Raw genomic sequence first — 24,718 nt, 5'->3', positions numbered from 1 at the left:
TTCAGCGAATACGTGTCATCACTTTTTGTAGCTCCCCGTGCGACCCGGATCGGGAGGGGGTGGCGGCGCTGCCCCTCGGGTACGCTGGGGGCATGGCTGATTCTTCGTTTGACGTGGTGAGCAAGATCGACTCGATGGAGGTCGAGAACGCGGTGAACCAGGCGCGCAAGGAGGTCGAGCAGCGCTACGACTTCAAGGGCGTCGGCGCCGACGTCTCGCTCTCCGGTGAGAAGGTGCAGATCAAGGCGAACACGGAAGAGCGCGCGAACGCCGTGCTCGACGTGCTGCACTCGAAGTTCATCAAGCGCGGGCTCTCGTTGAAGGCGCTCGACACCGGTGAGCCCTACGCCAGCGGCAAGGAGTACCGCATCGACGCGCAGCTGAAGGAAGGCATCGATCAGGCCACCGCGAAGAAGCTCAACAAGCTGATCCGCGACGAGGGCCCGAAGGGCGTGAAGTCCCAGATCCAGGGCGACGAGTTGCGCGTCTCCTCCAAGAGTCGCGATGACCTGCAGGCGACGATGGCGCTGCTCAAGGGCGCTGACATCGACGTCGCTCTGCAGTTCGTGAATTACCGCTGACCACTCGCGTCAACGGAACGGTCGGCGCTACGGTGAGCGCATGCGAACGATCCTCACCTGCGCTGCCGCGGTGCTGTGCAGTGCGATCCTGCTGACCGGGTGCGCGACCGAGCCCTCGACTGCGCCCGGAGCGACGAGCACTCCGTCCACGTCCGATCCCTCCGCCACTCCGACCGAGACATCGGAACCGGCGCCGACTCCGGAGCCCACCACGCCGCCGGAGCCCACCCCGGAGCCGTGGGATCGCGCAGGTGACGCGGCCGGTCCCGTGAGCTTCGAGCTGCCCTCCGGGTGGTCGTTGGTGCGCCTGCCCTCCGCCTATGACGAGATGGGGTTCTTCCAGGCGCAGATCGTGGACCCGGACGGTGCTGCACAGCTCTACTTCTCGAACCGGGTCACCGGGCTGGGCGGAGCATGCACTCCGGAAATGGCCACCCTGCACATCGAGGAGCTCGACGCGGAGCCGGTCGAGATCGCGGGGTTCGTGCCCGAACCCACCGATGAGGCAGGCGCGCCGACCACGGACGCGCGGTTCGTGTACCGGGTCTCGAACCTCGGAGACGGCGCCGTGGCCAGCCTGTCGCTCGCGAACTTCACCCCGCGCGACAGCTGCATGTATTACAACCGGCTGCTCGGCGGCACGGGGGCGACGCCGTCGAATTCCGTTGTCGCCGCCGACTGGATGCAGGTCGACAGCACCTCGAGCGGGCGCGTCTTCGCGAGTCGAGCGGAAGCCGAAGCCTTCATGCAGACGGAAGAGTACGCGACGCTCAAGCGCATCCTCATGTCGATGCGGCTGCAGGCGTGAACCGGCGTCTCCTCGGAGCCGCATCGCTACACTGACAGGATGATCGGCGCGAATCTGCTCGAACCAGAACCCACTCTCCTGGCTGCCGACACCGCGGTGTCGCAGGCGCTCGACTCGGAGCGCGACCTCGACGCCGTCGTGCGCGAGCACCCGGAGTCGCCGCTCGTCTGGGCGCTGCTCGCCGACGCAGCCGACGCCGAGGGGCGCGAGATCGAGGCGTACGCCTTCGCGCGCGTCGGCTATCACCGGGGCCTCGACGCGCTGCGCAAGGCGGGATGGCGCGGGGCGGGCCCCGTCCCGTGGTCGCACGAGCCCAATCGCGGGGTATTGCGCGCACTGTACGCGCTGCGACGCGCGGCCGAGCGCATCGGCGAGACGAGCGAGGTCGAGCGGCTCACCGAGTTCCTCGACGGCGCCGACCCGGCGGCGATCGCCGCGATCGAACGGGAGCGCTGACCGTTCCGCCCCGGCGATTCGTCGCCGGACGGCGGGCTCCGCCGGGAGACGGCGGCCCTTCGCTAGACTGGGCCGGTACGTGCCGTTGCCGAAGGAAGGGGCTGAAATGCCCGCAGTGCTCATCACCGGTGCCCAGTGGGGCGACGAGGGGAAGGGTCGGGCCACCGACCTCCTCGGCAGCCGCGTCGACTACGTCGTCAAGTTCAACGGCGGCAACAATGCCGGCCACACCGTCGTCGTCGGGGCGGAGAAGTACGCGCTCCACCTGCTCCCGTCAGGGATTCTGACCCCCGGCGTGACCCCGGTGATCTCGAACGGCGTCGTCGTCGACCTCGAAGTGCTCCGCGGTGAACTCGAAGCGCTCGGCGGCCGCGGCGTCGATGTCTCGCGGCTCAAGGTCAGCGCGAACGCCCACGTCATCACGGCGTACCACCGCACGCTCGACAAGGTGACGGAGCGCTTCCTCGGAAAGCGTCAGATCGGCACGACGGGTCGCGGCATCGGTCCCGCGTACGCCGACAAGATCAACCGCGTCGGCATCCGCATCCAAGACATCTTCGACGAGGGCATTCTGCGGCAGAAGGTCGAGGCCGCGCTCGAGTTCAAGAACCAGGTGCTCGTCAAGATCTACAACCGCCGCGCCATCTCCGCCGACGAGGTCGTCGAAGACCTGCTCAGCTATCGCGAGATGCTCGAGCCGATGGTGTGCGACACGGCGCTGCTGCTGCACGAGGCGATGCAGGACGACAAGACGGTGCTGTTCGAAGCCGGACAGGCGACCATGCTCGACATCGACCACGGCACGTACCCGTTCGTCACCTCCTCGAATGCGACGGCCGGCGGCGCGAGCACCGGTTCGGGGCTGCCGCCGCACGCGCTCGACCGCGTGATCTCCGTCGTCAAGGCGTACACCACGCGCGTGGGCGCCGGACCCTTCCCGACCGAACTGTTCGACGAGTCCGGCGACTACCTGCGCAAGCAGGGGTTCGAGTTCGGCACCACCACTGGGCGGCCGCGCCGCTGCGGCTGGTACGACGCGCCCATGGCCCGCTATGCCGCACGCATCAACGGCGTCACCGACTTCGTGCTGACGAAGCTCGACGTGCTCTCCGGCCTCGAGACCATCCCGGTCTGTGTGGCCTACGACGTCAACGGCGTGCGGCACGACGAGATGCCGGTGAACCAGAGCGACTTCCACCACGCGAAGCCCGTGTACGAGGAGTTCCCGGGCTGGAACGAGGACATCTCGGGCGCCCGTCGCTTCGAGGATCTGCCGAAGAACGCCCAGGACTACATCATCGCGCTCGAGGGCATGAGCGGATCGCGCATCTCGGCCGTCGGCGTCGGCCCCGAGCGCGAGCAGGTCGTGGTGCTGCACGACCTCCTCGGATAGGCGGAGGACCGCATGAGCGAGCCGACCCCCCTCGAACGCCTCGAACGGCTGCGATCGAGCATCGACAACATCGATGCGGCGCTGGTGCACATGCTCGCCGAACGATTCCGCTGCACGCAGGAGGTCGGGCAGTTGAAGGCGGAGCACGACATGCCGGCCGCCGATCCCTCGCGGGAATCGCGTCAGATCGACCGACTCAAAGGGCTCGCCGTCGACGCGCACCTCGACCCGGAGTTCGCCGAGAAGTGGTTCAACTTCGTCGTCGCCGAGGTGATTCAGCACCACACGCAGATCGCCGACGAGCACAACGCGTAAGTCGGCCCCGACGCAGTGATGCGCGGTGCACGTCGATGAGAACGTGCACCGCGCATCACTGACGCCGCTCGGGGCTACGACACCATGCCGTGCGGATCGATCACGAACTTCTGCGCGGCGCCCGCGTCGAACTGGGCATAGCCCTCGGCCGCCTGATCGAGGCTGATGGTCGTCGCTCCGACCGCCTGGGCGATGTGCGCGCGGTCGGCGAGGATCAAGTTCATCAACTGCCGGTTGTACTTCTTCACCGGGCACTGACCTGTCACGAGGCGGTGCGACTTCGCCCAGCCGAGGCCGAGGCGCACGCCGATCTGCCCGTGCTTCGCCGCCTCGTCGACGGCTCCGGGGTCGCCCGTGACGTAGAGCCCCGGAATGCCGAGCGATGCGCCGGCCCTGGCGACGCTCATGACGTCGTTGAGCACAGTCGCCGGAGCCTCTGCCGCATCATGACCGTGCCCTCGCGCCTCGAACCCGACGGCGTCGACGGCGGCGTCCACCTCGGGCTCGCCCACGATGTCCGCGATGATGTCGGCGAGTGCGTCGCCCTTCGAGAGGTCTGCCGCGGCGCAGCCGAAGCTCTCGGCCTGCCGCAGGCGGTCGGCGTTCATGTCGCCGACGATGACCGTCGCGGCGCCGAGCAGTTGCGCGGAGTACGCCGCTGCGAGGCCGACCGGCCCGGCACCCGCCACGTAGACGGTCGATCCGGTGGTGACGCCAGCCGAGACCGCGCCGTGGTACCCGGTCGGGAAGATGTCGGAGAGCATCGTGAGGTCGAGGATCTTCTCCAGAGCCTCATCGCGGTCGGGGAACTTCAGAAGATTGAAGTCGGCGTAAGGGATCATGACGTACTCGGCCTGACCGCCGAGCCAGCCGCCCATGTCGACGTACCCGTAGGCTGCTCCCGCACGCGCGGGGTTCACGTTCAGGCAGATCCCGGTCTGGCCCTCGTTGCACATGCGACAGCGGCCGCAGGCGATGTTGAACGGCACGGAGCAGATGTCGCCGACGCTGTGGAAGAGCACGTCGTCGCCGACCTCGACGACCTCGCCCGTGATCTCGTGCCCGAGCGTCTGGCCGACGGGCGCCGTGGTGCGGCCGCGCACCATGTGCTGATCGCTCCCGCAGATGTTGGTCGTGACGAGCTTGAGAATCACGGCGTGCGGGGCGGATCGCTTGATCCCGAGCCCCTCAGCGACTTCTTGCGGCAGCTCCAGCGTCGGGTAGTCAAAGTTCTCGACCGCCACTTCGCCCGGGCCCTTGTAGACGACGATCCTGTTGCCTGACATGGAGACTCCATTCTGAAGAGGCGCTGCGTTGCGCCGCTGCGTACCGTGTAGCATCACCGGTAACACCACGGTATGGCACCGAATGCCCGTCGGCATGTGCCGCCTCTGCAGGAGCATTGGCAGTATCTGCGCGAGTGAGCGGCGCTGATCGGGTGCGTGATGGCGGATTGCAGCAAAGCAGTGTCGAAGCGCCGGGGGATGCCAATGGAGCCGATGAGCGTGCACGGGATCGAAGCGTGGCAGCGCCTGGCCAGTCGCATGTTCGTCCCGCTCCGCTGCCGTGCGGATGGGTCCCGTTTCTCGGCCCGGATCGCCCAGCGCCGCATCTCTCCGTCGATGTGGGTGAGTCGCGTGGCGTTCGACGCGCACGAGGCCGAGCGTCCGCGCGCCCTCGTCGACGCCGATGCCACCGATCACCTGCTCGTGATGATGCAGCTGCGCGGATCCTGGACGCTGACGCAGCGCGGCCGCGGCGCGCGGCTCGGCGCCGGTGCGCTGGCGTTCGTCGATGCCGGGGAGCCGTATCGCATGTCGGTGCCGACGCAGGGGCAGGATCTCATCGTGCTGCAGCTGACCCGGGAGTCGCTGGGGCTTTCCGACCGCGCGATCGGCAGTTCGGTCGCGCGGTTGATGGAGTCTTCGGTACCGGGCCAGGCGGCGCTGCGCGCGCTGCTGTTCAGCCTGCAATCGCGGCAGCTCTCGCTCGACCCCCACTCGGGGGCGGGTATCGCGCGGGCCGTGAGCGACACGCTCGCTGTCGTGATGCGAGCCCTCGCGCAGGAGGGGGCGCCCGATGAGGATCGCCGGGCGCGCCTCGCGGTGCTGCAGCGCTGGCTGCGAGAGCACTGCGGTGATCCCGGTGTCACCGTCGACCGCCTGGCGGCGCATCACTTCCTCTCGGTGCGTCAGGTGCACGCGCTCTTCGCCGAAGCGGAGGACTCGCCGGCGGCGTACCTGCGGCGCGTTCGCTTGAGTCGTGCGACGGAGCTGCTCGATGAGCGGGTTCGCAGCGGCATGACGGTGCGCGCGATCGCCGGAGAATCGGGGTACTCCGACTCCGCGACGTTCATCCGGGCGTTCACGCGCAGCTACGGCTGCTCGCCGACGCAGTGGCGCCGCGGCGTGGCGGGCGAGTCGCACGAATAGCCGTCGGCTGGCGATTCGCTTGCAATCCATTCGAACATATGTTCGAATACTCGCATGAGGTGGAGTGGGCAATCGGTTGCGGCATCCGAGGACGGGGCGCTGGCCGGTCTGTCGATGTCTCAGGTGGCCGCAGTCCCCGGGCACCTCCGCACCGTGCGATCACCGGAATACGCTGGCATGGCGTTCCATGAAGTGCTCGCGAAGAGCGCGCTGAATCGTGTGCCGGGCGAATCGTCGATGCCGTTCTCCTGGACCATCAACCCGTACCGGGGGTGCTCGCACGCGTGCGTGTACTGCTTCGCCCGCGGCTCGCATCGGTATCTCGATTTCGACACCGGCAAAGACTTCGACGCGCAGATCGTCGTGAAGGTGAACGTGGCCGAGGTGCTGGGCCGCGAGCTGGCGAGGCCCGGATGGGGGCGCGAGTGCGTCGCGCTCGGCACCAACACCGACCCGTACCAGCGGGCCGAGGGGCGGTACCGTCTCATGCCCGGCATCATCTCAGCGCTCGCCGCGAGTGGCACGCCCATGTCGATCCTGACGAAGGGCACGCTGCTTCGGCGGGACCTGCCGATGCTGGTCGACGCCAGTGAACGGGTGCCCGTCGAGCTGGCGATGTCGATCGCCGTCGGCGACCACGAACTGCAGCAGTCGATCGAACCGGGCACTCCGACCACTCGCGCGCGGCTCGACACGATCGCGGCCGCCAGGGACGCGGGCCTCGCGGCTGACGTCTTCATCATGCCCGTGCTCCCCGGTCTGACGGATGGGCCCGACCAGCTCGAGCGCTTGATCAGAGACATTCGCGATGCCGGGGCGCGATCCGTCGTCTACGGAGCACTGCACTTGAGATCGCACCTGAAGCCGTGGTTTCTCGAATGGCTCGAACGGGAGCACCGCGAGCTTCTGCCGCTCTACCGATCGTTGTACCCGGGCGCATCGAGCCGGGCGCCGCAGGCGTACCGCGTGGAACTCGCCGCACGCATCAGGCCGCTCATCTCGAGATACGGCCTCGAGCGCACGGGCACTTCGCGCACGCGCACGCTCGCGCAGAACGCGGCGGCGGAGGCGACCCCCGGCGTGCCCGCGCCCACACTCTTCTAACGCTGCGCATCCATCGCTGCGCACGCTACACGCAACGTGCGAGCGGGGTCACTCCTCGTGCGTGTCTCCCGTGCGACACCCACCAACAGTGACCCCGCTCGCATCGGGCGCGGCGGCGCTACCGCTCGCATCGGGCGCGACGGCGGCGCGAGCCGCCGCGATCGCGTCGAGCACGCGTCGACGCAGCGCATCGCCGCGTTCGGCGAAGCCGCGCTGGAGGTGCGCGTACTCGCGCTTCCCAACTGCGGTTTCGATCGCCACCGCGGCGAGCGGCCGTCCGTCGACGCCCGCGTACGCGCTCACATCGTAGGGGGAGGCTCGCATGTCGACTTCGCGAATATCGCGGGCCAGCACGAAGGCGTCGAGCAGGACCTCGCCGGGGACGATGGGCCCGAGCTTCGCCGTCCACTTGTACACGTCCATGCCGGCGTGCAGGCAGCCTGACTGCTCGGTCTCCGGCTGCGTCTCGCGCGTCGGGCGCATCGTGTTGAGCGGCGCCGCATCGGGGGTGAAGAAGCGGTACGCGTCGAAATGGGAGCACCCGATCGGGTGCGTCTCGACGACGTGGTCGGTCGCCGCGTGCCCGATGCGGAGGGGGAGCGAGGTGTGCCGCAATTGCTCGGGCGACATGCGGTAGACCATCGCCCACTCGTGCAAGCCGAAGCATCCGAAGCGCGGCGGCCGGGAGAGCGTCTCGCTCAGCAGCCGCTCCACGTAATCGACCGTGCCGCCGCGGCGCGCGAAGAACGCACCCGCATCAACCTCGGCAGCGCTGACGCGACGGTCGGCGTTGCCAGCACTGATCGGATCCGTGCCGACCGCGCGGTAGTGCTTCCACGTGGCGCGATCGTGCGCCTCAGCGAGCCGCACCCCGGCGCCGGGATGCCACTTCGCGAGCTCGGACGGCTTCACGGAGTAGTAGGTCCAGAGGAAATCCTCGACCGGGTGGCGCTCGTGCCGGAGCCGTCGGTCGAGGTGTGCGGCGGTGAGTGCGCGGGCCCGGCTCGCATGGGATTCCGCACGTGCACACCACTCGGATGACGCGAGAACAACGGGAGCCGGCACCCAGCGAGTGTAACGCTCGGAACCCGCACGCTTATGATCCTGCTGCTCACCGGGGCGGGAGCGCTGCTGATCGTGCGACGACGACGTGAGGCGGAAGCGGTGGCGGCGGGCTAGCCCTCGCCGTCGCGGCCCCGCAGCCGGTCGATGTCGCGCCGTTCGCGCTTCGTCGGCCGGCCGGCGCCGCGATCGCGCACGATCTCAGCCGGCCGCTCCACTCGGGGGAGCGGAGGAGGCGTGAGGTCTTCGAAGTGCTTCGCCGCCTCATCAGCGCTTCCGCGGCGCACCGGGAGGCCGGTGACGCGGTAGACCTTGTCGAAACCGTGCTGACGCACGCGCACCTCGTCTCCGAGCCGCACCGCCTGCGACGCCTTCGCTGTCGCGCCGTTCACCCGGACGTGGCCGGCGCGGCACGCAGTCGTGGCCTGGCTCCGAGTCTTCGCGAGGCGCACGCCCCAGACCCACGTGTCTACCCGTACGCTTTCACCGCCCATAGACTCGATGGTAGTCGGGGCGGGAGCGAGGCCCCTGGTCGGAGCGAGGGCGATGGAATACGAGACGATCGCGGCCCCGGTGGACGCCGAGCAGGAGATCTCCCGCTCACGATTTCTCGTTCGGCTCGAGCGCGTGGAGGACGAGCACGCGGCGCGCGCGGTGATCGCCCGCGTGCGCGCAGAGCACCCGCGCGCACGGCACCACTGCTCCGCGTTCGTGCTCGGGCCGGACGGGCGGGTGCAGCGCTCGAACGATGACGGCGAGCCGAGCGGCACAGCTGGAGCCCCGATGCTCGACGCCCTGGTATCGGCCGGGCTCAGCGACGTGGTGGCCGTGGTCACGCGGTACTTCGGCGGCGTGCTGCTCGGCGCCGGAGGGCTGACGCGCGCCTACCGGTCGAGTGTCGCGATCGCGACGCAGCGGGCGGGCCGGCAACGACGGGCGATGCGGCGATCCGTCACCGTGAGCTGCGCGTACGACATTGCGCCGCAGATCGAGGCCGAGGCGCGTCGCCGGGGATGGGCGGTGGGAGCAGCGGAGTACACGGATCGGGTGCTGCAGCGAATCTCCGTCGCCGAGGAGGAGGTCGCCGTGCTGGCATCGCTCGCCGCGGAACTCAGCGCGGGAGCGGCTGCAGTGGAAGCGGGAACCGCCGAGTACGTCGATCTCCGCTGAGCGGGCACGAAAAAGCCCCCGAAATCCTGGGGGACAGGTTCGGGGGCGTGTCTCCCGTGCCATATGGGGAAACACGGCTCGGGAGCGTGGTCTGAACTCGGGGGAACGAATCTTCAACCACTGAAGAGCATATGCCCGGGGTGCGGTCTTCGGGAGGGCCCGACGCACTATTCACCCGCGGTTTCACCCTCGGCCGGGACGAGGGCGGTGCGGGTGCGGGACGGGTCGAGCGATTCGCATCGCCGAGGGGAGGTCACCCATCGCGGTGTCGGCGGGGCGCGATACGATTCCGGGGTGGAGTACTGGGCGGAGATCGTGGGTCAACCGGAGGCGGTGCGCACCCTTGACGCCGCCGCAGCCCTCGATACGACGCCGTCGCACGCGTGGCTCATCACGGGTCCCCCGGGTTCCGGTCGCTCGAATCTCGCGTTCCGCTTCGCCGCGGCCCTGATCGCGCGCGGGCAGGATCGCGACGCGGTCTTCGCCCAGGTGCGCGCCCGCACGCACCCCGATCTCGGCGTCCTCACGACGCAGAAGCTCCTCATCGACATCAAGGCCGCACGCGATATCGTCACGACGGCCCACTACTCCCCGGCTGCAGGCCGATACCGGGTCATCGTGATCGAAGACGCGGACCGGATGCCGGAGCGCACATCCAATGTGCTGCTGAAGGCGCTCGAGGAGCCGCCCGAGCGCACCGTCTGGATTCTCTGCGCGCCGAGCGAAGCCGACCTGCTCCCCACGATTCGCTCCCGCGCCCGATCGCTGCGCCTCGTGACGCCTGGCGCCGCCGACATCGCGCGACTGCTGCACGAGCGCGATGGCATCGATGCCCGAGTCGCGGAACGGGCGGCGCGGCTCGCGCAGAGCCACATCGGCATGGCCCGACGACTCGCGAGCGACGCGGACGCGCTGGCGCGCCGAGAGCGCACGATCGACGTCGCCCTCAGCGTTCAGACGCTGGGGGACGGCATGCGCGCCGCGGCGACGCTCGTGAAGATCGCAGAGGCCGACGCTGCCGCGCTCACCGAGACCCTGGACCAGCGCGAGCGCGAAGACGCGTTGCGCAGCCTCGGCCTCCCCGCAGGGGCGGCGATCCCCCCGCAGATGCGCAGCCAGATCCGCGTGCTCGAAGAGGACCAGAAGCGCCGCGCGACGCGAAGCCTGCGTGACGGCATCGATCGGATCCTCACCGATCTGCTCTCGCTCTTCAGAGACGTGCTGCTCACCGCACTGCGCGCATCACCGGAGCTGATCAACCTCGAACGCGAGCCGGCGATCGCCGAACTCGCCGACCGATGGGGCGCGGAGCGCGCGCTCGCCGTCGTCGCCGCAGTGGAGGTCGCTCGGGAGCGCCTCGGGCGCGGCATCACGCCCGGGTTGGTGCTCGAAGCCCTCTTCGCCACTCAGAGCACCGCCGACATGCTCGTGCTCGGGGCATCGGAGAACGGAGCGCTTCGATGAACCGCCCGTTGCGTCGCTCCGCGAATGATCGTGGGCGCGACTCGCGCTCGACCCGCGCCCGTCGCGTCCTCGGATTCGCCGCACTCGCCACCGTCGCGGCCCTCACCGTCACCGGCTGCGCACCGATCGCCGCACTCCTGCAGCAGGCGACGGCACCGGAGCCCGAGCTCCCCGCCCTCCCCGACGGCACCGTGGCCGGCTTCGGCGCGCAGCAACCCGAATGGGTCGGGTGCGAGGACGGCCTCGAATGCGCCGTCGTGCACGCCCCGCTCGATTGGAATCAGCCGTCGGGGGAGACCATTGTGCTCCGGCTCGTGAAACAGGAGGCGCTCGGGGGTGAAACCGCCGGCACGCTCTTCGTGAACCCCGGCGGCCCCGGCGCCTCGGGCGTCGACTACCTCTCGGGCGGCGCCGACGGCGCCGTGCAGCCCGACGTGCAAGAGGCCTACGACGTCGTGGCGTGGGACCCGCGAGGGGTGGGGGCCTCGTCGCCGGTGACCTGTCTCGACGACGCCGGAATGGACGAGTACCTCTTCGGCGTCGACCCAGCCGAGGCCGACCTCGACGTCGGCAGCGACGCATGGATGGAGGCGGCGCTCGCGCACGAGCAGGCCTTCGGGGATGCCTGCCTCCAAGAGACCGGAGACCTGCTGGCGCACGTGAGCACGGCGGAGACCGTGCAAGACCTCGACATGCTGCGCGCGATCGTCGGCGATCCGAAGCTCAACTACCTGGGGTACTCCTACGGCACCTACATCGGTGCGCGCTACGCGGACGCCTATCCCGAGCGTGCGGGCCGCCTGGTACTCGACGGTGCGATCGACCCCGCGGCCAGCCTCTCCGACGTCGTGCGCGAGCAGACACGCGGCTTCGAGACGGCGCTGCGCACCTACGTTGCCGATTGCATCTCGCGGCAGGACTGCCCCTTGAACGGACCCGTCGACGTGGGCATGGCGCAGATCAGCGCACTGCTCGACCAGGTGGACGCGAAACCCCTGACCGGGTCTGACGGCCGCTCCTTCACGGCATCGACGATGCTCACCGCGATCATCACTCCGCTCTACGCGCAGAGCAACTGGGGCTACCTCGACGAGCTCTTCTCGTCGGTGGCGCAGGGGGATCCAGACATCGGGCTCACGCTCGCAGACTTCTACTACGACCGGGAGAACGGGACGTATCGGAGCAACTCCACCGAGGCCTTCACTGCGATCAACTGCCTCGACTACCCGGCCGGAGACGTCGACCGCGATCAGATGCGCGCCGACGCCGCCGAGCTCGCCGAGATCGCGCCGACGATCGGACGGTTCCAAGGCTACGGCGACCTCGCCTGCGCTGCGTGGCCCGAGCAGCCGGCGGCGGAGCGCGGGCCCGTCACGGGCGCCGGCGCCGATCCGATTCTCGTCGTCGGAACCACCGGGGACCCCGCAACGCCGTATCGCTGGGCCGAGTCGCTCGCGGAGCAGCTCGAGAGCGGCGTGCTCGTGACCTACAACGGCGAGGGGCACACCGCCTACGGCGAGAGCGCCTGCATCAACGGCGTGATCGACGAGTACCTCCTCACCGGGGCGGTGCCGACCTCCGACCCGCAGTGCTCGTGAACGACGTGTGCGAACCGGGTGCCAGAACGTGCTAAAGTGATCTCTCGTGTGCGAGAGCGTTCTCGCACTCCGCCGACTTAGCTCAGGGGTAGAGCAGTTCCCTCGTAAAGAACAGGTCTCGGGTTCAAATCCCGAAGTCGGCTCTCATCGGCCCCCGCCTCGGCGGGGGCCTTCTGCGTGGGTCGCCGGCGCTTCATCGCCTCGTCAGCTCGCGCGAGATCTCGTCCGAAGCGTGCTGCACCTCTGAGACGAGTGCCGCATCTCCCGGGCGCTCAGGATCCAGCCACTCGTCGTGCATCTCGCGGGGCAGCACGAGCGGCATGCGCGGCCAGACCTCCGCGGCCTCACCCACGGCGTCCCGCGTCACCATCGAATAGCTGATGAGCTCCGAGCCGTCTTCGAGCGTGACCGTCGACGTGAGTGCGGCGATCCCGAACGCCTCGTCACTCGGAAGACGGAAGCGCCCCTGTTTCTCGACGTACCAGGTCGCCGGCAGTATCGCACGGTGCTGAAACGGGCGCTTCCACGAACGCAGCAGCCGATCGTCGCGAGAGTTGAACGCCGAGAACTTCACCGGACCGCTCGCATCGAGCCAGAGCCACCACCAGGCGAGCTGCACGTGGCGCTCGCCCGACGCATCGGCGGTGATCACCGGATTCAGGTTGCGCGCGTTCTTGCCCGTGATCTTCGCGTTGCCCGACCGCTGCTCCAGCCACGCATCGATGAGCGCTGCACTGCCCGGTTCGCTGAGCGGCTCGAGATCGAGTGGGAGCGAGCCGCCGAGGCCGTAAGAAGCGCACATGCGGTCAGAATACGCCGGGCGGCGTCGCTAGGCTACAGAAATGAGTTCTCCGACGACGGCATCGGTGGCCCGACAGGCGGGGGCGCCCCGCGTCGCCTTCTGGGACAACGCCCGCTTCGCGCTCATCGCGCTCGTCGTCGTCGGCCATACGATCTCCACCGTTCGTCACGATACGGCCCTCGCCTACGGCGTCTACACCTACCTCTACCTGTTCCACATGCCGGCGTTGATCCTGCTGAGCGGCTACTTCTCTCGCGCGAACGCCTCGTCGAAGACGATCCGCGCGACGGTGCAGCTCATCGTGGTCTGGGTGCTCTGGGAAGGGATCTGGGCGGTGATCGGATTCGCCGTCGTCGAGGAGACACCAGCCGAATCGTTCCTGATCTCGCCGTCGTGGACGCTCTGGTACCTCGTCAGCATCGTCACGATGCGGATCATGCTGCCGTACCTCGCCCAGCTGCGTCGCCCGCTGGTCGTGTCGGTCGCGATCGCGCTCGTCGGCGGTGTGATCCCGGTGATCGGCACCGAATTCTCTGCGGCCCGCACGCTCACGTTCCTCCCGTTCTTCGTCCTCGGCTGGCTCGCGAGAAACCGGGGATGGCTGAACGGCCAGTGGTTTGCGCTGCCCCACCGGTGGGTGCGCACCGTGTCGTGGGGCATCCTGGCGCTCGTCGCCGCGATCCTCATCGCAGTGCCCGGCCTGCGGTCGTGGTGGCGCGTCGATGATTGGCTGACCTGGCGCGACGGCTACGGCGCGCGCTTCTCCGAAGCGCCGATCGGTGATTGGGCGCCGCACCACTGGCTCGAAACCTCACTGGGGGGAGTCGCCGTCACCGCGGCGCTGTTCGTGATCGCGGCAGCGATGACGTTCGCGGTCCTCGGGGTGACCCCGCGTCGCCGGCTCGTCATCACCGACTGGGGCGCGCGCACCCTCTCCGTCTACCTCCTGCACGGCCCCATCGTCTGGGCGCTGCGCCAGACCGGGGTGATCGATACGATCGGCGGCCTCGGCGCGTCCGGCGTCGTGATCCTGATCGCCGGAGCCGTTTCGCTCGCGGCGGTGCTCGCTCTCGCGCCCGTCGAACGCGCCTTCCGCTGGATACTGACGCCGAATGTTGACTGGCTGTTCGGGAGCGCGCGACAAGACGCTGATCGCGGCGGTCCCTGACGCCGCAGCTGCAGGCGTCGCTCAGCGATCTTCGGGCACGAGCAGCTGATGCTGCGCGAGCTCGCGATACAGCGGGGTGCTCGCGATGAGCTGTTCGTGCGTGCCCTCGCCGATGACGCGTCCCTCGTCGAGCACCACGATCTTGTCCGAGTCGACGACCGTCGACAGTCGATGCGCGATCACGACGAGGGTGCGCCCCGTCGAGACCGCGTCGAGCGCCTCCCGCATGAGGCGCTCGTTCACACCGTCGAGGCTGGCGGTCGACTCGTCGAGCAGCAGGATCGGCGGAGCCGTGAGCAGGGCGCGCGCGATCGCGAGTCGCTGCTTCTCGCCGCCCGAGAGCATCACGCCGTTCTCGCCGACGGGCATGTCGAGCGCAGTGGCGAGGGCAGCATTCGCATCCCCCGTCTTCCACGCGCCTCCGCGCTCGAGCAGGCCGCCCAGGTTGACGGCGCGCAGCACGCGCTCACAAGCAGCGTCGCTCGCCTCGGGTGCAGCCAGAAGCAGGTTCTCGCGCAGCGTTCCCGCGAGCACGGGCGCATCCTGTTCGACGTACCCCATCTGGCGGCGCAGCTCGCCCCGATCGAGCGTGCGCACATCGGCGCCGTGCAGTGCGACGGTTCCCGCTTCGGGGTCGTAGAAGCGCTCGATCAACCCGAGGATCGTCGATTTGCCGGCACCGGAGGGGCCGACGAGAGCGACCCGCGATCCGCGGGGCACCGTGAAGCTCACCCCCCGCAGCACCTCGGTCTCGATGAGTGCAGCGGGAGCGGCCTCAGCGTCGCGGCGCGCACCTCGGCCTCCGCGCACGAGCTCGCGCGCGTCGGCGCGCTCAGGTGCGGCCGAACGGTAGGTGAAGCGCACATCGGCGAGCTCGATCGCGGGCGCGTCGTCGTCGCGGACCTCGGCGAGCGGCACGAGACGGCCGAGCGGGGAACGGGCGACGTCGCGCTCCGCCTCGGTCTCCAGGCTCGCGATCTCCTGGATGCGGCCGAGCGCTCCGAGTGCCTGGTTGACGGCCGAGATCGCCCCGAACGCTTGGGCGAGCGGCGTCACCATCAAGAACAGGAAGATGATGAACGTGACGAGCTGGGCGATGGTGATCGCTCCCGTGGCGACCCGGAACCCGCCGAGCCCGAGCACGATCAGGAACGAGAGCTGCAGCGCGAGGAACGACACGGGCACGATGAAAGCCGAGATGCGAGCGACCTTGATGCCGAGCAGATACGCCTCGGTCGCGTCGCGCTCCGTCGCGGCCTGCTCGCGTTCGGCGGCCCCCGCCGCCCTGATGGTGCGGATCGACGAGATGGACCGGTCGACCTGCGCGGCGAGGTCGCCGACCTTCTCCTGCGCGCGAGCGACCGCCGGCCGGATCCGGGAGGAGACCGCGACGACCACCACGAGCGCGACGACGATCACGCTGAAGGTGATCCCGAACAGCGCCGGGTCGATCACGAGCATGCCGACGAGAGCGCCGACGAAGATGAGGATGCCGCTGGCCGCCTCGACGAGGCCCTGCGTCAGCACCGCGCGCAGCAGCGTCGTGTCGCTGCCGACGCGTGAGACGAGATCGCCGGTGCGGCGGCGATCGAACTGCGCGATCGGCAGATGGAGGATCTTGGCGATCAGGCGCTTCCGGCTCGTGAGCACCACGCCCTCGCCCATGCGCTGCAGTACGTAGTGCTGCAGACCGCTGAGCACGGCACCGACCACGACGATCGCGGAGAGCAGGCCGAGCAGGCCGGCCAGGGGCAGGCCCTCTTGGACGCGGGTGATGATCTGCCCGAGCAGGGGCGGCTGCACGAGCGAGGCGACCGCGGCGACGAGGCCGAGCACCAGGGCGACGACGAGCAGTCGGCGCTGCTCGAAGAGATAGGGGAGCAGCTCCCGCAACGAGGCCCGCGGCCCGCGGGGTGCGGCGGTGGTCGTCGCGCTGCCGGCCGATGCGGTGTCGTCTGCGGCGGAATGTTCTGCTGATGCTGCTGGCCGGGTCACCCGCCCAGCCTACGCCGTCGCGCTGATCGGCAGCGCGGAGCGACCCCCCCTTTGCGGCCCCAACCTCCCCCTTTTTTTTGCGAGCCGGGTCACTCTTCGTGCGTGTTGGGATGGTGACACGCACGAAGAGTGACCCCGCTCGCAGAGAGTGGGTAGGGGAAGGGGGACGTGAGGCGGCTACGCCGAGATGCGGCGGAGGGCGACCGCGAGGTGCAGTGCGGCCTCGGCGGCCTCGCGACCCTTCGACTCTGGAGCGCCCGGGCGGCCGGAACGGTCGAGCGCCTGCTGCTCCGTGTCGGTGGTCAGCACGCCGAACCCGATCGGCTTTCCCGCGTCGAGCTGCACGCGCGTCAAGCCGTCCGTGACCGCGGAGCTGATGTACTCGAAGTGCGGGGTGCCGCCGCGAATGACGATGCCCAGGCACACGGCAGCGTCGAACCCGCCGCCCCCCGCCTCACGAGGCGCCAGGGCGACCTGGGCCGCGAGCGGCAGCTCGAACCCGCCCGCCACAGTGAAGGTTTCGTGCTCCGCTCCGGCTACCGAGATCGAATGCTGGGCGCCAGCGACGAGGTGCTCCATGATCTCGGCGTGCCAGCTGCCGGCGATGATGGCGACCCGCAGGCCGGTGGCGTCGACGGTGAGATCCGGGGCTCCGGCTCCGCTCATGATGTGCTCCTTCGAATCGGGTGTGTGGGTGGGGTTGGTGATCGAGCGCTGGATCGCCGCCTACTGGGCGTCCCGCACGTTCTCGGGCAGCTGATGGCCCATGCGGTCGCGCTTGACCGCGAGGTACGCGAGGTTCTCCTCCGTGACGCCGACGAGCAGCGGCACGCGCTCGGTCACGGCGATGCCGTGCGCTTCGAGCTGCGAGACCTTCTCGGGATTGTTCGTGAGGAGGCGTACCCGGTCGATGCCGAGGTCTGCGAGGATCTCCGCCGCAGCCGTGTAGTCGCGGGCGTCAGCGGGGAACCCGAGCTGCAGGTTGGCGTCGAGCGTGTCGACGCCCTGCTCCTGCAGCTGGTAGGCGCGCAGCTTGTTGGCCAGGCCGATGCCGCGACCCTCCTGCCCCCGCAGGTAGACGACCACGCCGCCGGTCTCGTGCACGCGGTCGAGCGAGGCGTCGAGCTGCGGGCCGCACTCGCACTTCAGGGAGCCGAACGCCTCGCCGGTGATGCACTCGGAGTGCACGCGCACGAGGGTCTCGCCCGAGGGCAGTGAGCCGTCGGGCAGCGGCGCGACGAGCGCGATGTGGTCGATGCCGGCTCGCCGGTCGCGGTAGGCCATCGCGCGGAACTCGCCGTGCTCGGTCGGCAGCAGCGTGTCGGCGCGCAGGCTCACGCCGCGGCGTTGCTGCTGCACCGCGGGAGCGCCCTCGGGATCGTGGGCGTTGAGGTACGCGATGAGCTGCTCGATCGTGATGACCGGCACGCCCTCGCGGTTGCCGAGGGTGATGAGCTCCGGCAGGCGCATCATCTCGCCGTCGTCCGCGACGATCTCGGCGATGGCCGCGACCGGCCGCAGGCCCGCCAGCTGCATGAGCTCGACGCCGGCTTCGGTGTGCCCGTCGCGGGCGCGCACCCCGCCGTCGACCGCTCGCAACGGCAGCACGTGGCCGGGGCGGCGCACGTCGGTCGGCTTCGCCTCGGGGTTCGCGAGCGCGCGGAGCGTGGTGGCGCGGTCGCTCGCGCTGATGCCGGTGGTGACGCCGTTGGCCGCGTCGACGGTGACCGTGTACGCGGTGCCCCGCACGTCCTCGTTGCGTGAGACCATCATGGGCAGATCGAGCTCGTCGGCGATCGCGTTGGTCATGGGGGCGCAGAGGAGGCCGGACGACCAGCGCACCGTCCACGCGATCCACTCGGAGCTCGCGAGCTCGGCCGAGATGATGATGTCGCCTTCGTTCTCGCGATCCTCGTTGTCGGCGACGATCACCGGTCGGCCGGCGCGGATCGCCTCGATGGCCGATTCGATCGTCGAGATCCCGGGGGTGCGGGGGGCTGCGGTGCGCGGGGTGGCCGCGGGGTCGGTGGTGCTCATGCGCGGGTTCCTTCGGTGTTCGGATGGGCTGATGCATCGGTGACGCCGAGGCGCAGCATGCGGGCGACGTGACGGGCGAGGATGTCGGTTTCGACGTTGACGCGGTTGCCGGGTTCGAGGTCCCCGAGGATCGTCGCGGTGAGCGTCTCGGGGATGAGGGAGACCTCGAACCACTGCTCCGGATCCGATTCGGGGGCGATCGCCGAGACGGTGAGGGATACCCCGGAGAGCGTGACCGATCCCTTGTCGACGAGCAGGGGAGCGAGCGCTCGGTCGAGCGAGAACCGGAGCACCCGCCAGGCCTCGTGGGGCGTCGCGGAGATGAGGGTGGCGGTACCGTCGACGTGCCCCTGGACGATGTGGCCGCCGAGGCGGGTGTCGACGCGCACCGCGCGCTCCAGATTGACGCGGGCGCCGGCAGCGAGGTCTCCGATGGTCGACATCGCGATCGACTGGGCCATGACGTCGGCGGTGAAGGTGCCGCGGCCGTCCTCCGTGGTGCCGCGATCGATCACGGTGAGGCATACGCCCGACACTGCGATGGATGCCCCGTGGGCGGCGTCGCTCGTGACGAGCGGCCCGGCGATGACGAGTCGCAGTGAATCGTCGACGGGTTCGACCGAGACGACCTCGCCGATTTCTTCGATGAGTCCAGTGAACATCAGGATCCTTCCGTGGCGGAGCCAGGAGCTCGGGGGATGAGGGGCGCGGAGTGGAGTGCGGGGAGCGCGGCGGTCACGAGTACGTCGTCGCCGAGGGGCTCCAGACGGGCGTCGGCGAGGCGCTGGATGCCCGACATGCTCGGGATCCCGAGGTCGCCGATCGCCAGCCGCCCGCCTCCGAGCAGCGCGGGAGCGACGTACACGAGTACCTCGTCGGCGAGGCCCGCCGCGATGAGCGCGCTCGCCACCGCGGGTCCGCCCTCGACGAAGACGCTGCGCACGCCCCGCGCGGCGAGCGAGGCGAGGTCGGCGACGAGATCGGTGCCGCTGTAGTGCAGCGGCTCGGTCAGGCCGTTGGCTGCCAGCGCTGGGTGGGCGCGAACACGGGCGCCGTCCGGAATGGAACGGCGCCCGAGCACGACCGGAATTGGCTGCTCGACCGCGGGTACGAGCAGGTCGCCCGAGGCGGCACGGGCGGTGAGCGCCGGATCGTCGGCGAGGAGCGTGCCGGTGCCGATGAGGATCGCGTCGGCTGCCGCGCGTCGGCGATGCACGTCTGCGCGAGCCTCGGCTCCCGTGATCCACTGGCTCGACCCGTCGCTCGCGGCTGCGCGGCCGTCGAGGGTCTGCGCCCACTTGACGATGACCTGCGGGCGCGCCGAGGCGTCGGCGGGGGGACGTCGAGCCGCCGCACGCGGTGCGGCCGCGGGATCCTGCTTCGCGAGCCACGTGCGGAGCAACTCGCGAGCCTCTGAAGCGAGCACGTCGCCGTGCACCTCGACGCCTGCCGCGCGCAGCGTGTCAGCTCCGCCGGACGACTCCTGGCCCGGATCGGAGAGCGCGTACGCGACGGCCCCGACACCAGCGGCGATCAGCGCTGCGGCGCACGGGCCGGTGCGACCGGTGTGGTTGCAGGGCTCGAGGGTGACGACCGCGGTGAGTTCTCCTGCCCGATCGCGCCACTCGCCGGGGAGCCGGGAGATCGCGTCGACCTCCGCGTGCGGAGTGCCGGCGCCGCAGTGCCAGCCCTCGGCGACGATGCGGCCAGCCCGGTCGAGCAGTACGCAGCCGACCTGGGGATTCGGGGTGTCGGAGGGCCCGCGCCGTGCGATGGCGAAACCGCGGCGCATCCCATCCTCGATGAGGCTCTGCTCGAGCATCCCCGGTCCACCGTTTCACTCAGTGCCGGGTGCGCAAGGGTCCACGGACGTCCGTGACTCACGCGTTCCTCTCATCCGGACTCGAACGCACGAGGCGTCCATCACCGTCGGTACCGGAGTTCCACCGGTTCAACATCGCTGGAGCGACGCTCGCGGACTCTCACCGCCGGTTCGGAATCACACCGACCCCGGAACACGATCCTCATCGTAGTCGCCCGCGCGATCCAGCGCGCACTCGATGGCGGATATTTCGCCCGGGGCGCAACACTCCGCAACGCTCCGCAGTGTTCCGCGCCAGCTCTCAACAGCGTTTCGCGACGGGGTCGAGGGACGCGATCAGGATGCGCCGTGCGACGACATGCCGACCGCGGACGAGACGAGGTCGCGCATCGACGCGTCCGGCAGATAGGCGCGCGTGAGTGCGATGCCGATGCGGGGCAGATCGCCCTCGTCGCGGTAGAGCAGGTACAGCGGCTCGGAGCGCGGGTTGAATTTCTGCTTGAAGCGGTGCAGCGACTTGAACCCGTAGAGCGGCTCGATGAGCTCGCCCAGCTGGTCGAGCACCTGATCGACGGGCCCCGCCTGCGCGTCCTCGGGTCGCACCAGCGGCGCCCCTGAAAGCGAGACGAACTCGTAGCCCGCCTCCGAGAAATGCAGTGCCGACGAGGCGATGAGAAATTCCATGACCGGTCCGAAGCCGCCGTCGCGGCGTCGCATGAGGTCGAGCGTCCAGCCCACGATGCGCGGCTCGGTCTCGCCCGAGCCGTCGTCGCGCGCCGCCGCGGGCCCGTAGACCGGGAGCCACGAGGTGATCCCGTGCAGGTTGCCGCCCGCATCGACGGCGAGGCCGACGTAGACCGCCGGATCCAGCGCCTCTTCGACCGTGCCCAGTGTGAAGCGCATCTCGGGTAGGCCCTTGTCGCCGGTCCACTGCTCGGAGATCGCACGCACCTGCGCCAGTACGTTCCACGGCTGCTCAGCGAGACGCACCATGCGGAACGAGATATCCTCGCGGCCGGCGCGGTTGATGGCGGTGCGCACCGCGCCCCAGGCCTTGCCCGTGAACGCGAGCCCGGGCAGATCGACGATCGTGTCCTCGGCGACGATGACCGAACGCCACCCATCGGGCTTCGCCGCGGCCGAGACTCCGCCGGCCGAGAACGCGCACGGTATGAGGCCGGCCTGCTGCGTGGCGTGCGCGAACTGCTCCAGGGCGTCGGCGTGGCCGCCCTCCGGGACGATCGGATCGCCGAGCATGATGGCGACCTCCGCGTGCGACTGGTAGGCGATCGCACCGGTGCCGCTCGCGATCCGCTGATTCGCCTCCCACGTCGACATCCAGGAGATCGTGCCTCCCCCGAAGCGCTCGAGCCGGTGCACGAGCTCGTCGCGAGTGAGCGCCGCTGCGGGCAGCACGCGTCGCGACTGGCGCAATCTGACGCGGAACGCACCTCGACCGATGACCAGGAAGACGAGGATCGCGGCCCAGAGCAACGCCGGAGCGAGCAGCAGCGCGAAGACCTGCCGCGGTGAATCCAGCGCTCCCGTGTCGACGAGCGCGGGGAGCAGAGCGAACCCGAGCGCCGCGGTCAGCAGGTTGAACCCGCCGAGCACGAGCGCGCCGATCCAGGCGACCCGGTAGCCCTTTCGAATGCCGTTCGCGACGAGCGCGATCACGATCACGTCGATCGCCACGTCGATCAGCGACGCCGTCGGGTGGTTCTCGCCCAGCGGCCCGTTGAAGGGGACGATGAGATCGAACACCTGAATGACGCCGACGGCGACCAGCCCGGAGAGCCCGATCAGGCGCCACTCGCGCTGGGTGGGGCGTCCCGCGGGGTGCCGGAAGGCCGGCAGCCATCCGCTCACAGCGAGGCCGGCGGTCATCGCGACGGCGTGCTCGAGATCGTAGAGCTCGCCGAGGTAGAGCACGGAGATGCCCACCCACAGCCCGATCGCGATGCGCGCGCGCAGGCGCCAGGGGGCGGGGAGCGTGGCGATGGCGAACACGAGGGCGGTGAACGCCGCGCACGACGGCCCGACATCGACGGATTCGGTGAGTCGTACGGCCCAGTGCCACCCGGTCGACGAGACGAGGAGGAGGATCCCGGCCGCGCCGAGCACTCCGACGATGTGGCCGCCGAGTGCGATCGCCACCGTCCGCAACGACCCGAATCGCCACTCCGCCCAGCCGAGCCCGCCCACGACGAGGGGGAGCAGCGTCAGGTAGACGAGCGGGTGATCGACGAAGAACGGAGATGTCAGCAGCGTCCACCAGCGACCGTCGGCGAACGACGGGATGCCCGTGGCGACCTGCGAATACCAGCTCTGCTCCGCGGTCGGTCTCCAGAGCGTCCCGGTGGCGAGCCCGACGGCCAGGAGAGCCACGATGAACGACGCGGTGAACGGCGTCCTGCGAAGCACGTGCCCCACGCGTGATCGAGTGCGTGCAACGGGCTCGTCGGCGCTCTTCGGCACCACGGGGGCAGTCATGGGCTCAGTCTAAAGAGCGGACTGCGAGGCGGCTAGCGAATGAGGCCGATGCGTTCGTAGACGAGGTCGAGGGTGCGATTCGCCACTTCATCGGCCCGTTCCGCAGCGCGACCGAGCAGCCGGTCGAGCTCAGCCGGGTCGGCGAGCAACTCCTCGGTGCGCGTGCGCACGGGCGCGAGGCTCTCCTCCACGACCTCGACGAGGCCCTTCTTGAGGTCGCCGTAGCCGCGGCCTGCGTACTCCTGCTCGAGTGACGCGATCGGGCGGCCGCTCAGCACCGAGTAGATCGTCAGCAGATTCGCGACGCCCGGCTTCGCCTCGCGGTCGAAACGGATCTCGCCATCGGCGTCGGTCACCGCTCGCATGATCTTCTTCTTCGTGACGTTCGCGGGGTCGAGCACCTTGATGAGGCCCGCCTCCGACTCCGCCGATTTCGACATCTTGGCGGTGGGCTCCTGCAGGTCGTAGATCTTCGCGGTGCCCTTCGGGATCTGGGCCTCGGGAACCACGAACGTGTCGCCGAATCGCGAGTTGAAGCGGTTCGCGAGATCGCGCGTGAGCTCGACGTGCTGGCGCTGATCTTCACCGACGGGCACGCTCTCGGCCTGGTAGAGCAGGATGTCGGCGGCCATCAGCACGGGGTACGTGAACAACCCGACCGAGGCGGCGTCGGCGCCGTTCTTCTGCGACTTGTCCTTGAACTGCGTCATGCGGCTGGCCTCGCCGAACCCGGTCACCGTGTTCAGCACCCAGGCGAGCTCCGCGTGCGCCGAGACCTGCGACTGCACGAACAGCGTCGATTTCTCCGGGTCGATGCCGGCGGCGATGTACTGGGCCGCGGTGCGTCGGGTGCGGGCGATCAGCTCTGCCGGGTCCTGGGGGACCGTGATGGCGTGCAGGTTCACGACGCAGAAGAACGCGTCGAAGTCCTCCTGCATCTGGGTCCACTGGCTCAGCGCGCCGATGTAGTTGCCGAGCTGGAGCGAATCGCTCGAGGGCTGCATGCCGGAGAAGAGGACGGGCTTGGAGTGTGCACTCATAGGAGTTCCTTGCGGGAGATGCTGCGAAGCGTGGGTGGGGATGGAAGAGGCGCGTGCCAGGGCCGGATCGGCCGGAGGTGCCCGCGCCGCGCGTCAGACGCGGTAGTCGACGACGACTGCTGCGTGATCCGACCATCGCGCGTCGTACGACGCGGCGCGATCGACCGTGTACGACTCGACGCGCTCGGCGAGCGCCGGCGTGACGACCTGGTAGTCGATGCGCCAGCCCGTGTCGTTGTCGAACGCCTGCCCGCGGTTCGACCACCAGGTGTACGGCCCATCGACCTCGCCGTGGAAGCGGCGCCCCACATCGACCCAGCCGTAGCCGACGCCGTCGGTGCCGTCGACGCCGACGACGGGCTCGCCCGCAGCGCCGAAGAAGCGGTCGAAGTAGGCGCGCTCTCGGGGGAGGAAGCCGGCGCGCTTCACGTTGCCCTTCCAGTTCTTGATGTCGAGTTCGCGGTGCCCGACATTGAAATCGCCCACGATCGCGACGAGTTCGCGCTCTGCCGCGAGTTCGTGCATGCGCTGCCCCATCGCGTCGAGGAAGGCCCACTTCGCCTCCTGGCGCGGGGTCTCCACCTCGCCGGAGTGCGTGTAGTTGCTGACCACCGTGAGGGGGGTGCCGCCGAGATCGAAGTCGGCCTCGAGCCACCGACCCGACGACTGGATCTGCTCCTGAGCGGCGAGCGCCCCGAGTCCGACGCGGTGCGCGGTCGCAGGCACGCGGCTCGCGATCGCGACTCCGGCGCGGCCCTTGATCTGGCAGGGGTCGTGGATGAAGTGCCATTCGTCGCCGAGGAGCTCTGTCAGGTGGGCATCGTCCGCCCGCACTTCTTGCAGCGCGAGCACATCGACACCGCGGGCATCGAGCCACTCGCCCATGCCCTTCCGGAATGCGGCCCGGATGCCGTTGACGTTGACGGATGCGACGCGCAAGGTTTCAGCCATACCCGCCAGTCTACGTCGGGAGCGGCG

At 69.5% G+C, this 24,718-nt stretch carries 23 protein-coding genes, 1 tRNA gene and 1 riboswitch; of the genes, 12 read left to right on the top strand and 12 right to left on the bottom strand.

All coding sequences use genetic code 11. The features are described from left to right. Positions 1-92: 92 nt before the first annotated feature. The 5 genes from JSQ98_RS09840 (at position 93) to JSQ98_RS09820 (ending at position 3,553) form a co-directional block, all read left to right on the top strand. Positions 93-581: a YajQ family cyclic di-GMP-binding protein gene (locus tag JSQ98_RS09840; protein WP_090153057.1), complete on the top strand. Its 489-nt coding sequence runs from the start codon at positions 93-95 to the stop codon at positions 579-581. 40 nt (positions 582-621) lie between these two features. Then, positions 622-1,389, top strand: coding sequence for a hypothetical protein (locus JSQ98_RS09835; RefSeq protein WP_141653264.1), 768 nt, complete (start codon positions 622-624; stop codon positions 1,387-1,389). A 39-nt stretch (positions 1,390-1,428) separates the two neighbouring features. Further along, a complete protein-coding gene (locus JSQ98_RS09830) occupies positions 1,429-1,845 on the top strand; it encodes a DUF3151 domain-containing protein (protein ID WP_090152918.1) in 417 nt (138 codons plus the stop codon). A gap of 106 nt (positions 1,846-1,951) precedes the next feature. After that, positions 1,952-3,238, top strand: coding sequence for an adenylosuccinate synthase (locus JSQ98_RS09825; RefSeq protein WP_211649507.1), 1,287 nt, complete (start codon positions 1,952-1,954; stop codon positions 3,236-3,238). Between the two features lie 12 nt (positions 3,239-3,250). Further along, positions 3,251-3,553, top strand: coding sequence for a chorismate mutase (locus JSQ98_RS09820; RefSeq protein ID WP_090152909.1), 303 nt, complete (start codon positions 3,251-3,253; stop codon positions 3,551-3,553). 74 nt (positions 3,554-3,627) lie between these two features. On the opposite strand, the gene fdhA is transcribed toward JSQ98_RS09820, so the two are convergent. After that, positions 3,628-4,839, bottom strand: coding sequence for a formaldehyde dehydrogenase, glutathione-independent (gene fdhA / locus JSQ98_RS09815; protein ID WP_200331989.1), 1,212 nt, complete (start codon positions 4,837-4,839; stop codon positions 3,628-3,630). Positions 4,840-5,052: 213 nt separating this feature from the next. On the opposite strand from fdhA, the gene JSQ98_RS09810 reads away from it, so the two are divergent. After that, entirely contained in the window at positions 5,053-5,985 is a 933-nt protein-coding gene (locus tag JSQ98_RS09810) for a helix-turn-helix domain-containing protein (RefSeq protein ID WP_211649506.1), read from the top strand. 54 nt (positions 5,986-6,039) lie between these two features. Continuing rightward, positions 6,040-7,089 (top strand): Rv2578c family radical SAM protein, encoded by a 1,050-nt coding sequence (locus tag JSQ98_RS09805; RefSeq protein WP_211649505.1) that lies wholly within the window; start codon positions 6,040-6,042, stop codon positions 7,087-7,089. A gap of 48 nt (positions 7,090-7,137) precedes the next feature. Here JSQ98_RS09805 and JSQ98_RS09800 read toward each other — a convergent pair whose 3' ends face one another. Both JSQ98_RS09800 and JSQ98_RS09795 read right to left on the bottom strand, forming a co-directional pair. After that, positions 7,138-8,154 (bottom strand): 3-methyladenine DNA glycosylase, encoded by a 1,017-nt coding sequence (locus JSQ98_RS09800; protein WP_211649504.1) that lies wholly within the window; start codon positions 8,152-8,154, stop codon positions 7,138-7,140. 110 nt (positions 8,155-8,264) lie between these two features. Then, on the bottom strand, positions 8,265-8,645 hold the full coding sequence (locus tag JSQ98_RS09795; RefSeq protein WP_090152888.1) for an RNA-binding S4 domain-containing protein: 381 nt from the start codon (positions 8,643-8,645) through the stop codon (positions 8,265-8,267). 52 nt (positions 8,646-8,697) lie between these two features. Here JSQ98_RS09795 and JSQ98_RS09790 point away from each other — a divergent pair, with 52 nt between their 5' ends. The 4 genes from JSQ98_RS09790 (at position 8,698) to JSQ98_RS09775 (ending at position 12,526) form a co-directional block, all read left to right on the top strand. Then, positions 8,698-9,321 (top strand): YigZ family protein, encoded by a 624-nt coding sequence (locus tag JSQ98_RS09790; RefSeq protein WP_211649503.1) that lies wholly within the window; start codon positions 8,698-8,700, stop codon positions 9,319-9,321. A 294-nt stretch (positions 9,322-9,615) separates the two neighbouring features. After that, entirely contained in the window at positions 9,616-10,785 is a 1,170-nt protein-coding gene (locus tag JSQ98_RS09785) for a DNA polymerase III subunit delta' (protein ID WP_211649502.1), read from the top strand. Next, on the top strand, positions 10,782-12,383 hold the full coding sequence (locus tag JSQ98_RS09780) for an alpha/beta hydrolase (RefSeq protein ID WP_211649501.1): 1,602 nt from the start codon (positions 10,782-10,784) through the stop codon (positions 12,381-12,383). The genes JSQ98_RS09785 and JSQ98_RS09780 overlap by 4 nt, the downstream gene beginning before the upstream one ends. A 71-nt stretch (positions 12,384-12,454) precedes the next feature. Further along, positions 12,455-12,526 (top strand) — tRNA-Thr (locus JSQ98_RS09775). 50 nt (positions 12,527-12,576) lie between these two features. Here JSQ98_RS09775 and JSQ98_RS09770 read toward each other — a convergent pair. Continuing rightward, a complete protein-coding gene (locus tag JSQ98_RS09770; RefSeq protein ID WP_211649500.1) occupies positions 12,577-13,185 on the bottom strand; it encodes an SOS response-associated peptidase family protein in 609 nt (202 codons plus the stop codon). A 40-nt stretch (positions 13,186-13,225) separates the two neighbouring features. Here JSQ98_RS09770 and JSQ98_RS09765 point away from each other — a divergent pair, with 40 nt between their 5' ends. Then, positions 13,226-14,353: an acyltransferase family protein gene (locus tag JSQ98_RS09765; RefSeq protein WP_211649498.1), complete on the top strand. Its 1,128-nt coding sequence runs from the start codon at positions 13,226-13,228 to the stop codon at positions 14,351-14,353. Positions 14,354-14,374: 21 nt separating this feature from the next. On the opposite strand, the gene JSQ98_RS09760 is transcribed toward JSQ98_RS09765, so the two are convergent. From JSQ98_RS09760 to JSQ98_RS09725, 8 genes are all read right to left on the bottom strand, one after another. After that, positions 14,375-16,246, bottom strand: coding sequence for an ABC transporter ATP-binding protein (locus tag JSQ98_RS09760; protein ID WP_430413604.1), 1,872 nt, complete (start codon positions 16,244-16,246; stop codon positions 14,375-14,377). Between the two features lie 279 nt (positions 16,247-16,525). Continuing rightward, the gene (gene ribH, locus JSQ98_RS09755) at positions 16,526-17,014 is read right to left on the bottom strand and encodes a 6,7-dimethyl-8-ribityllumazine synthase (protein ID WP_211649494.1); all 489 of its coding nucleotides are present in this window, start codon (positions 17,012-17,014) and stop codon (positions 16,526-16,528) included. Positions 17,015-17,074: 60 nt separating this feature from the next. After that, entirely contained in the window at positions 17,075-18,385 is a 1,311-nt protein-coding gene (ribA, locus tag JSQ98_RS09750; protein WP_090152864.1) for a GTP cyclohydrolase II, read from the bottom strand. Then, entirely contained in the window at positions 18,382-19,047 is a 666-nt protein-coding gene (locus JSQ98_RS09745) for a riboflavin synthase (RefSeq protein ID WP_211649493.1), read from the bottom strand. The genes ribA and JSQ98_RS09745 overlap by 4 nt, the downstream gene beginning before the upstream one ends. Further along, complete coding sequence (ribD, locus tag JSQ98_RS09740; RefSeq protein ID WP_211649492.1) at positions 19,047-20,207, bottom strand: bifunctional diaminohydroxyphosphoribosylaminopyrimidine deaminase/5-amino-6-(5-phosphoribosylamino)uracil reductase RibD; 1,161 nt, start codon at positions 20,205-20,207, stop codon at positions 19,047-19,049. The genes JSQ98_RS09745 and ribD overlap by 1 nt, the downstream gene beginning before the upstream one ends. 59 nt (positions 20,208-20,266) lie before the next feature. Then, positions 20,267-20,407, bottom strand: a riboswitch (FMN riboswitch). 136 nt (positions 20,408-20,543) lie between these two features. Further along, complete coding sequence (locus JSQ98_RS09735; RefSeq protein ID WP_211649491.1) at positions 20,544-22,700, bottom strand: bifunctional lysylphosphatidylglycerol flippase/synthetase MprF; 2,157 nt, start codon at positions 22,698-22,700, stop codon at positions 20,544-20,546. 32 nt (positions 22,701-22,732) lie between these two features. Then, on the bottom strand, positions 22,733-23,740 hold the full coding sequence (gene trpS / locus JSQ98_RS09730; RefSeq protein ID WP_090152850.1) for a tryptophan--tRNA ligase: 1,008 nt from the start codon (positions 23,738-23,740) through the stop codon (positions 22,733-22,735). Positions 23,741-23,833: 93 nt separating this feature from the next. After that, the gene (locus JSQ98_RS09725; RefSeq protein ID WP_090152847.1) at positions 23,834-24,691 is read right to left on the bottom strand and encodes an exodeoxyribonuclease III; all 858 of its coding nucleotides are present in this window, start codon (positions 24,689-24,691) and stop codon (positions 23,834-23,836) included. Positions 24,692-24,718 lie beyond the last annotated feature (27 nt).

Source organism: Leucobacter manosquensis (genome assembly GCF_018304845.1).
GTDB lineage: Bacteria > Actinomycetota > Actinomycetes > Actinomycetales > Microbacteriaceae > Leucobacter > Leucobacter alluvii.
Note: the sequence above shows the minus strand (reverse complement) of the source record. Positions and strands in the feature narration are given on the sequence as shown.

What these genes read in the sequence shown, in the direction of transcription:
- JSQ98_RS09840 (WP_090153057.1), top strand. Translation starts at nt 93, where the DNA reads ATGGCTGATTCTTCGTTTGACGTGGTGAGCAAGATCGACTCGATGGAG.
- JSQ98_RS09835 (WP_141653264.1), top strand. Translation starts at nt 622, where the DNA reads ATGCGAACGATCCTCACCTGCGCTGCCGCGGTGCTGTGCAGTGCGATC.
- JSQ98_RS09830 (WP_090152918.1), top strand. Translation starts at nt 1,429, where the DNA reads ATGATCGGCGCGAATCTGCTCGAACCAGAACCCACTCTCCTGGCTGCC.
- JSQ98_RS09825 (WP_211649507.1), top strand. Translation starts at nt 1,952, where the DNA reads ATGCCCGCAGTGCTCATCACCGGTGCCCAGTGGGGCGACGAGGGGAAG.
- JSQ98_RS09820 (WP_090152909.1), top strand. Translation starts at nt 3,251, where the DNA reads ATGAGCGAGCCGACCCCCCTCGAACGCCTCGAACGGCTGCGATCGAGC.
- fdhA (WP_200331989.1), bottom strand. Translation starts at nt 4,839, where the DNA reads ATGTCAGGCAACAGGATCGTCGTCTACAAGGGCCCGGGCGAAGTGGCG.
- JSQ98_RS09810 (WP_211649506.1), top strand. Translation starts at nt 5,053, where the DNA reads ATGAGCGTGCACGGGATCGAAGCGTGGCAGCGCCTGGCCAGTCGCATG.
- JSQ98_RS09805 (WP_211649505.1), top strand. Translation starts at nt 6,040, where the DNA reads ATGAGGTGGAGTGGGCAATCGGTTGCGGCATCCGAGGACGGGGCGCTG.
- JSQ98_RS09795 (WP_090152888.1), bottom strand. Translation starts at nt 8,645, where the DNA reads ATGGGCGGTGAAAGCGTACGGGTAGACACGTGGGTCTGGGGCGTGCGC.
- JSQ98_RS09790 (WP_211649503.1), top strand. Translation starts at nt 8,698, where the DNA reads ATGGAATACGAGACGATCGCGGCCCCGGTGGACGCCGAGCAGGAGATC.
- JSQ98_RS09780 (WP_211649501.1), top strand. Translation starts at nt 10,782, where the DNA reads ATGAACCGCCCGTTGCGTCGCTCCGCGAATGATCGTGGGCGCGACTCG.
- JSQ98_RS09770 (WP_211649500.1), bottom strand. Translation starts at nt 13,185, where the DNA reads ATGTGCGCTTCTTACGGCCTCGGCGGCTCGCTCCCACTCGATCTCGAG.
- JSQ98_RS09765 (WP_211649498.1), top strand. Translation starts at nt 13,226, where the DNA reads ATGAGTTCTCCGACGACGGCATCGGTGGCCCGACAGGCGGGGGCGCCC.
- ribH (WP_211649494.1), bottom strand. Translation starts at nt 17,014, where the DNA reads ATGAGCGGAGCCGGAGCCCCGGATCTCACCGTCGACGCCACCGGCCTG.
- ribA (WP_090152864.1), bottom strand. Translation starts at nt 18,385, where the DNA reads ATGAGCACCACCGACCCCGCGGCCACCCCGCGCACCGCAGCCCCCCGC.
- JSQ98_RS09745 (WP_211649493.1), bottom strand. Translation starts at nt 19,047, where the DNA reads ATGTTCACTGGACTCATCGAAGAAATCGGCGAGGTCGTCTCGGTCGAA.
- ribD (WP_211649492.1), bottom strand. Translation starts at nt 20,207, where the DNA reads ATGCTCGAGCAGAGCCTCATCGAGGATGGGATGCGCCGCGGTTTCGCC.
- JSQ98_RS09735 (WP_211649491.1), bottom strand. Translation starts at nt 22,700, where the DNA reads ATGACTGCCCCCGTGGTGCCGAAGAGCGCCGACGAGCCCGTTGCACGC.
- trpS (WP_090152850.1), bottom strand. Translation starts at nt 23,740, where the DNA reads ATGAGTGCACACTCCAAGCCCGTCCTCTTCTCCGGCATGCAGCCCTCG.
- JSQ98_RS09725 (WP_090152847.1), bottom strand. Translation starts at nt 24,691, where the DNA reads ATGGCTGAAACCTTGCGCGTCGCATCCGTCAACGTCAACGGCATCCGG.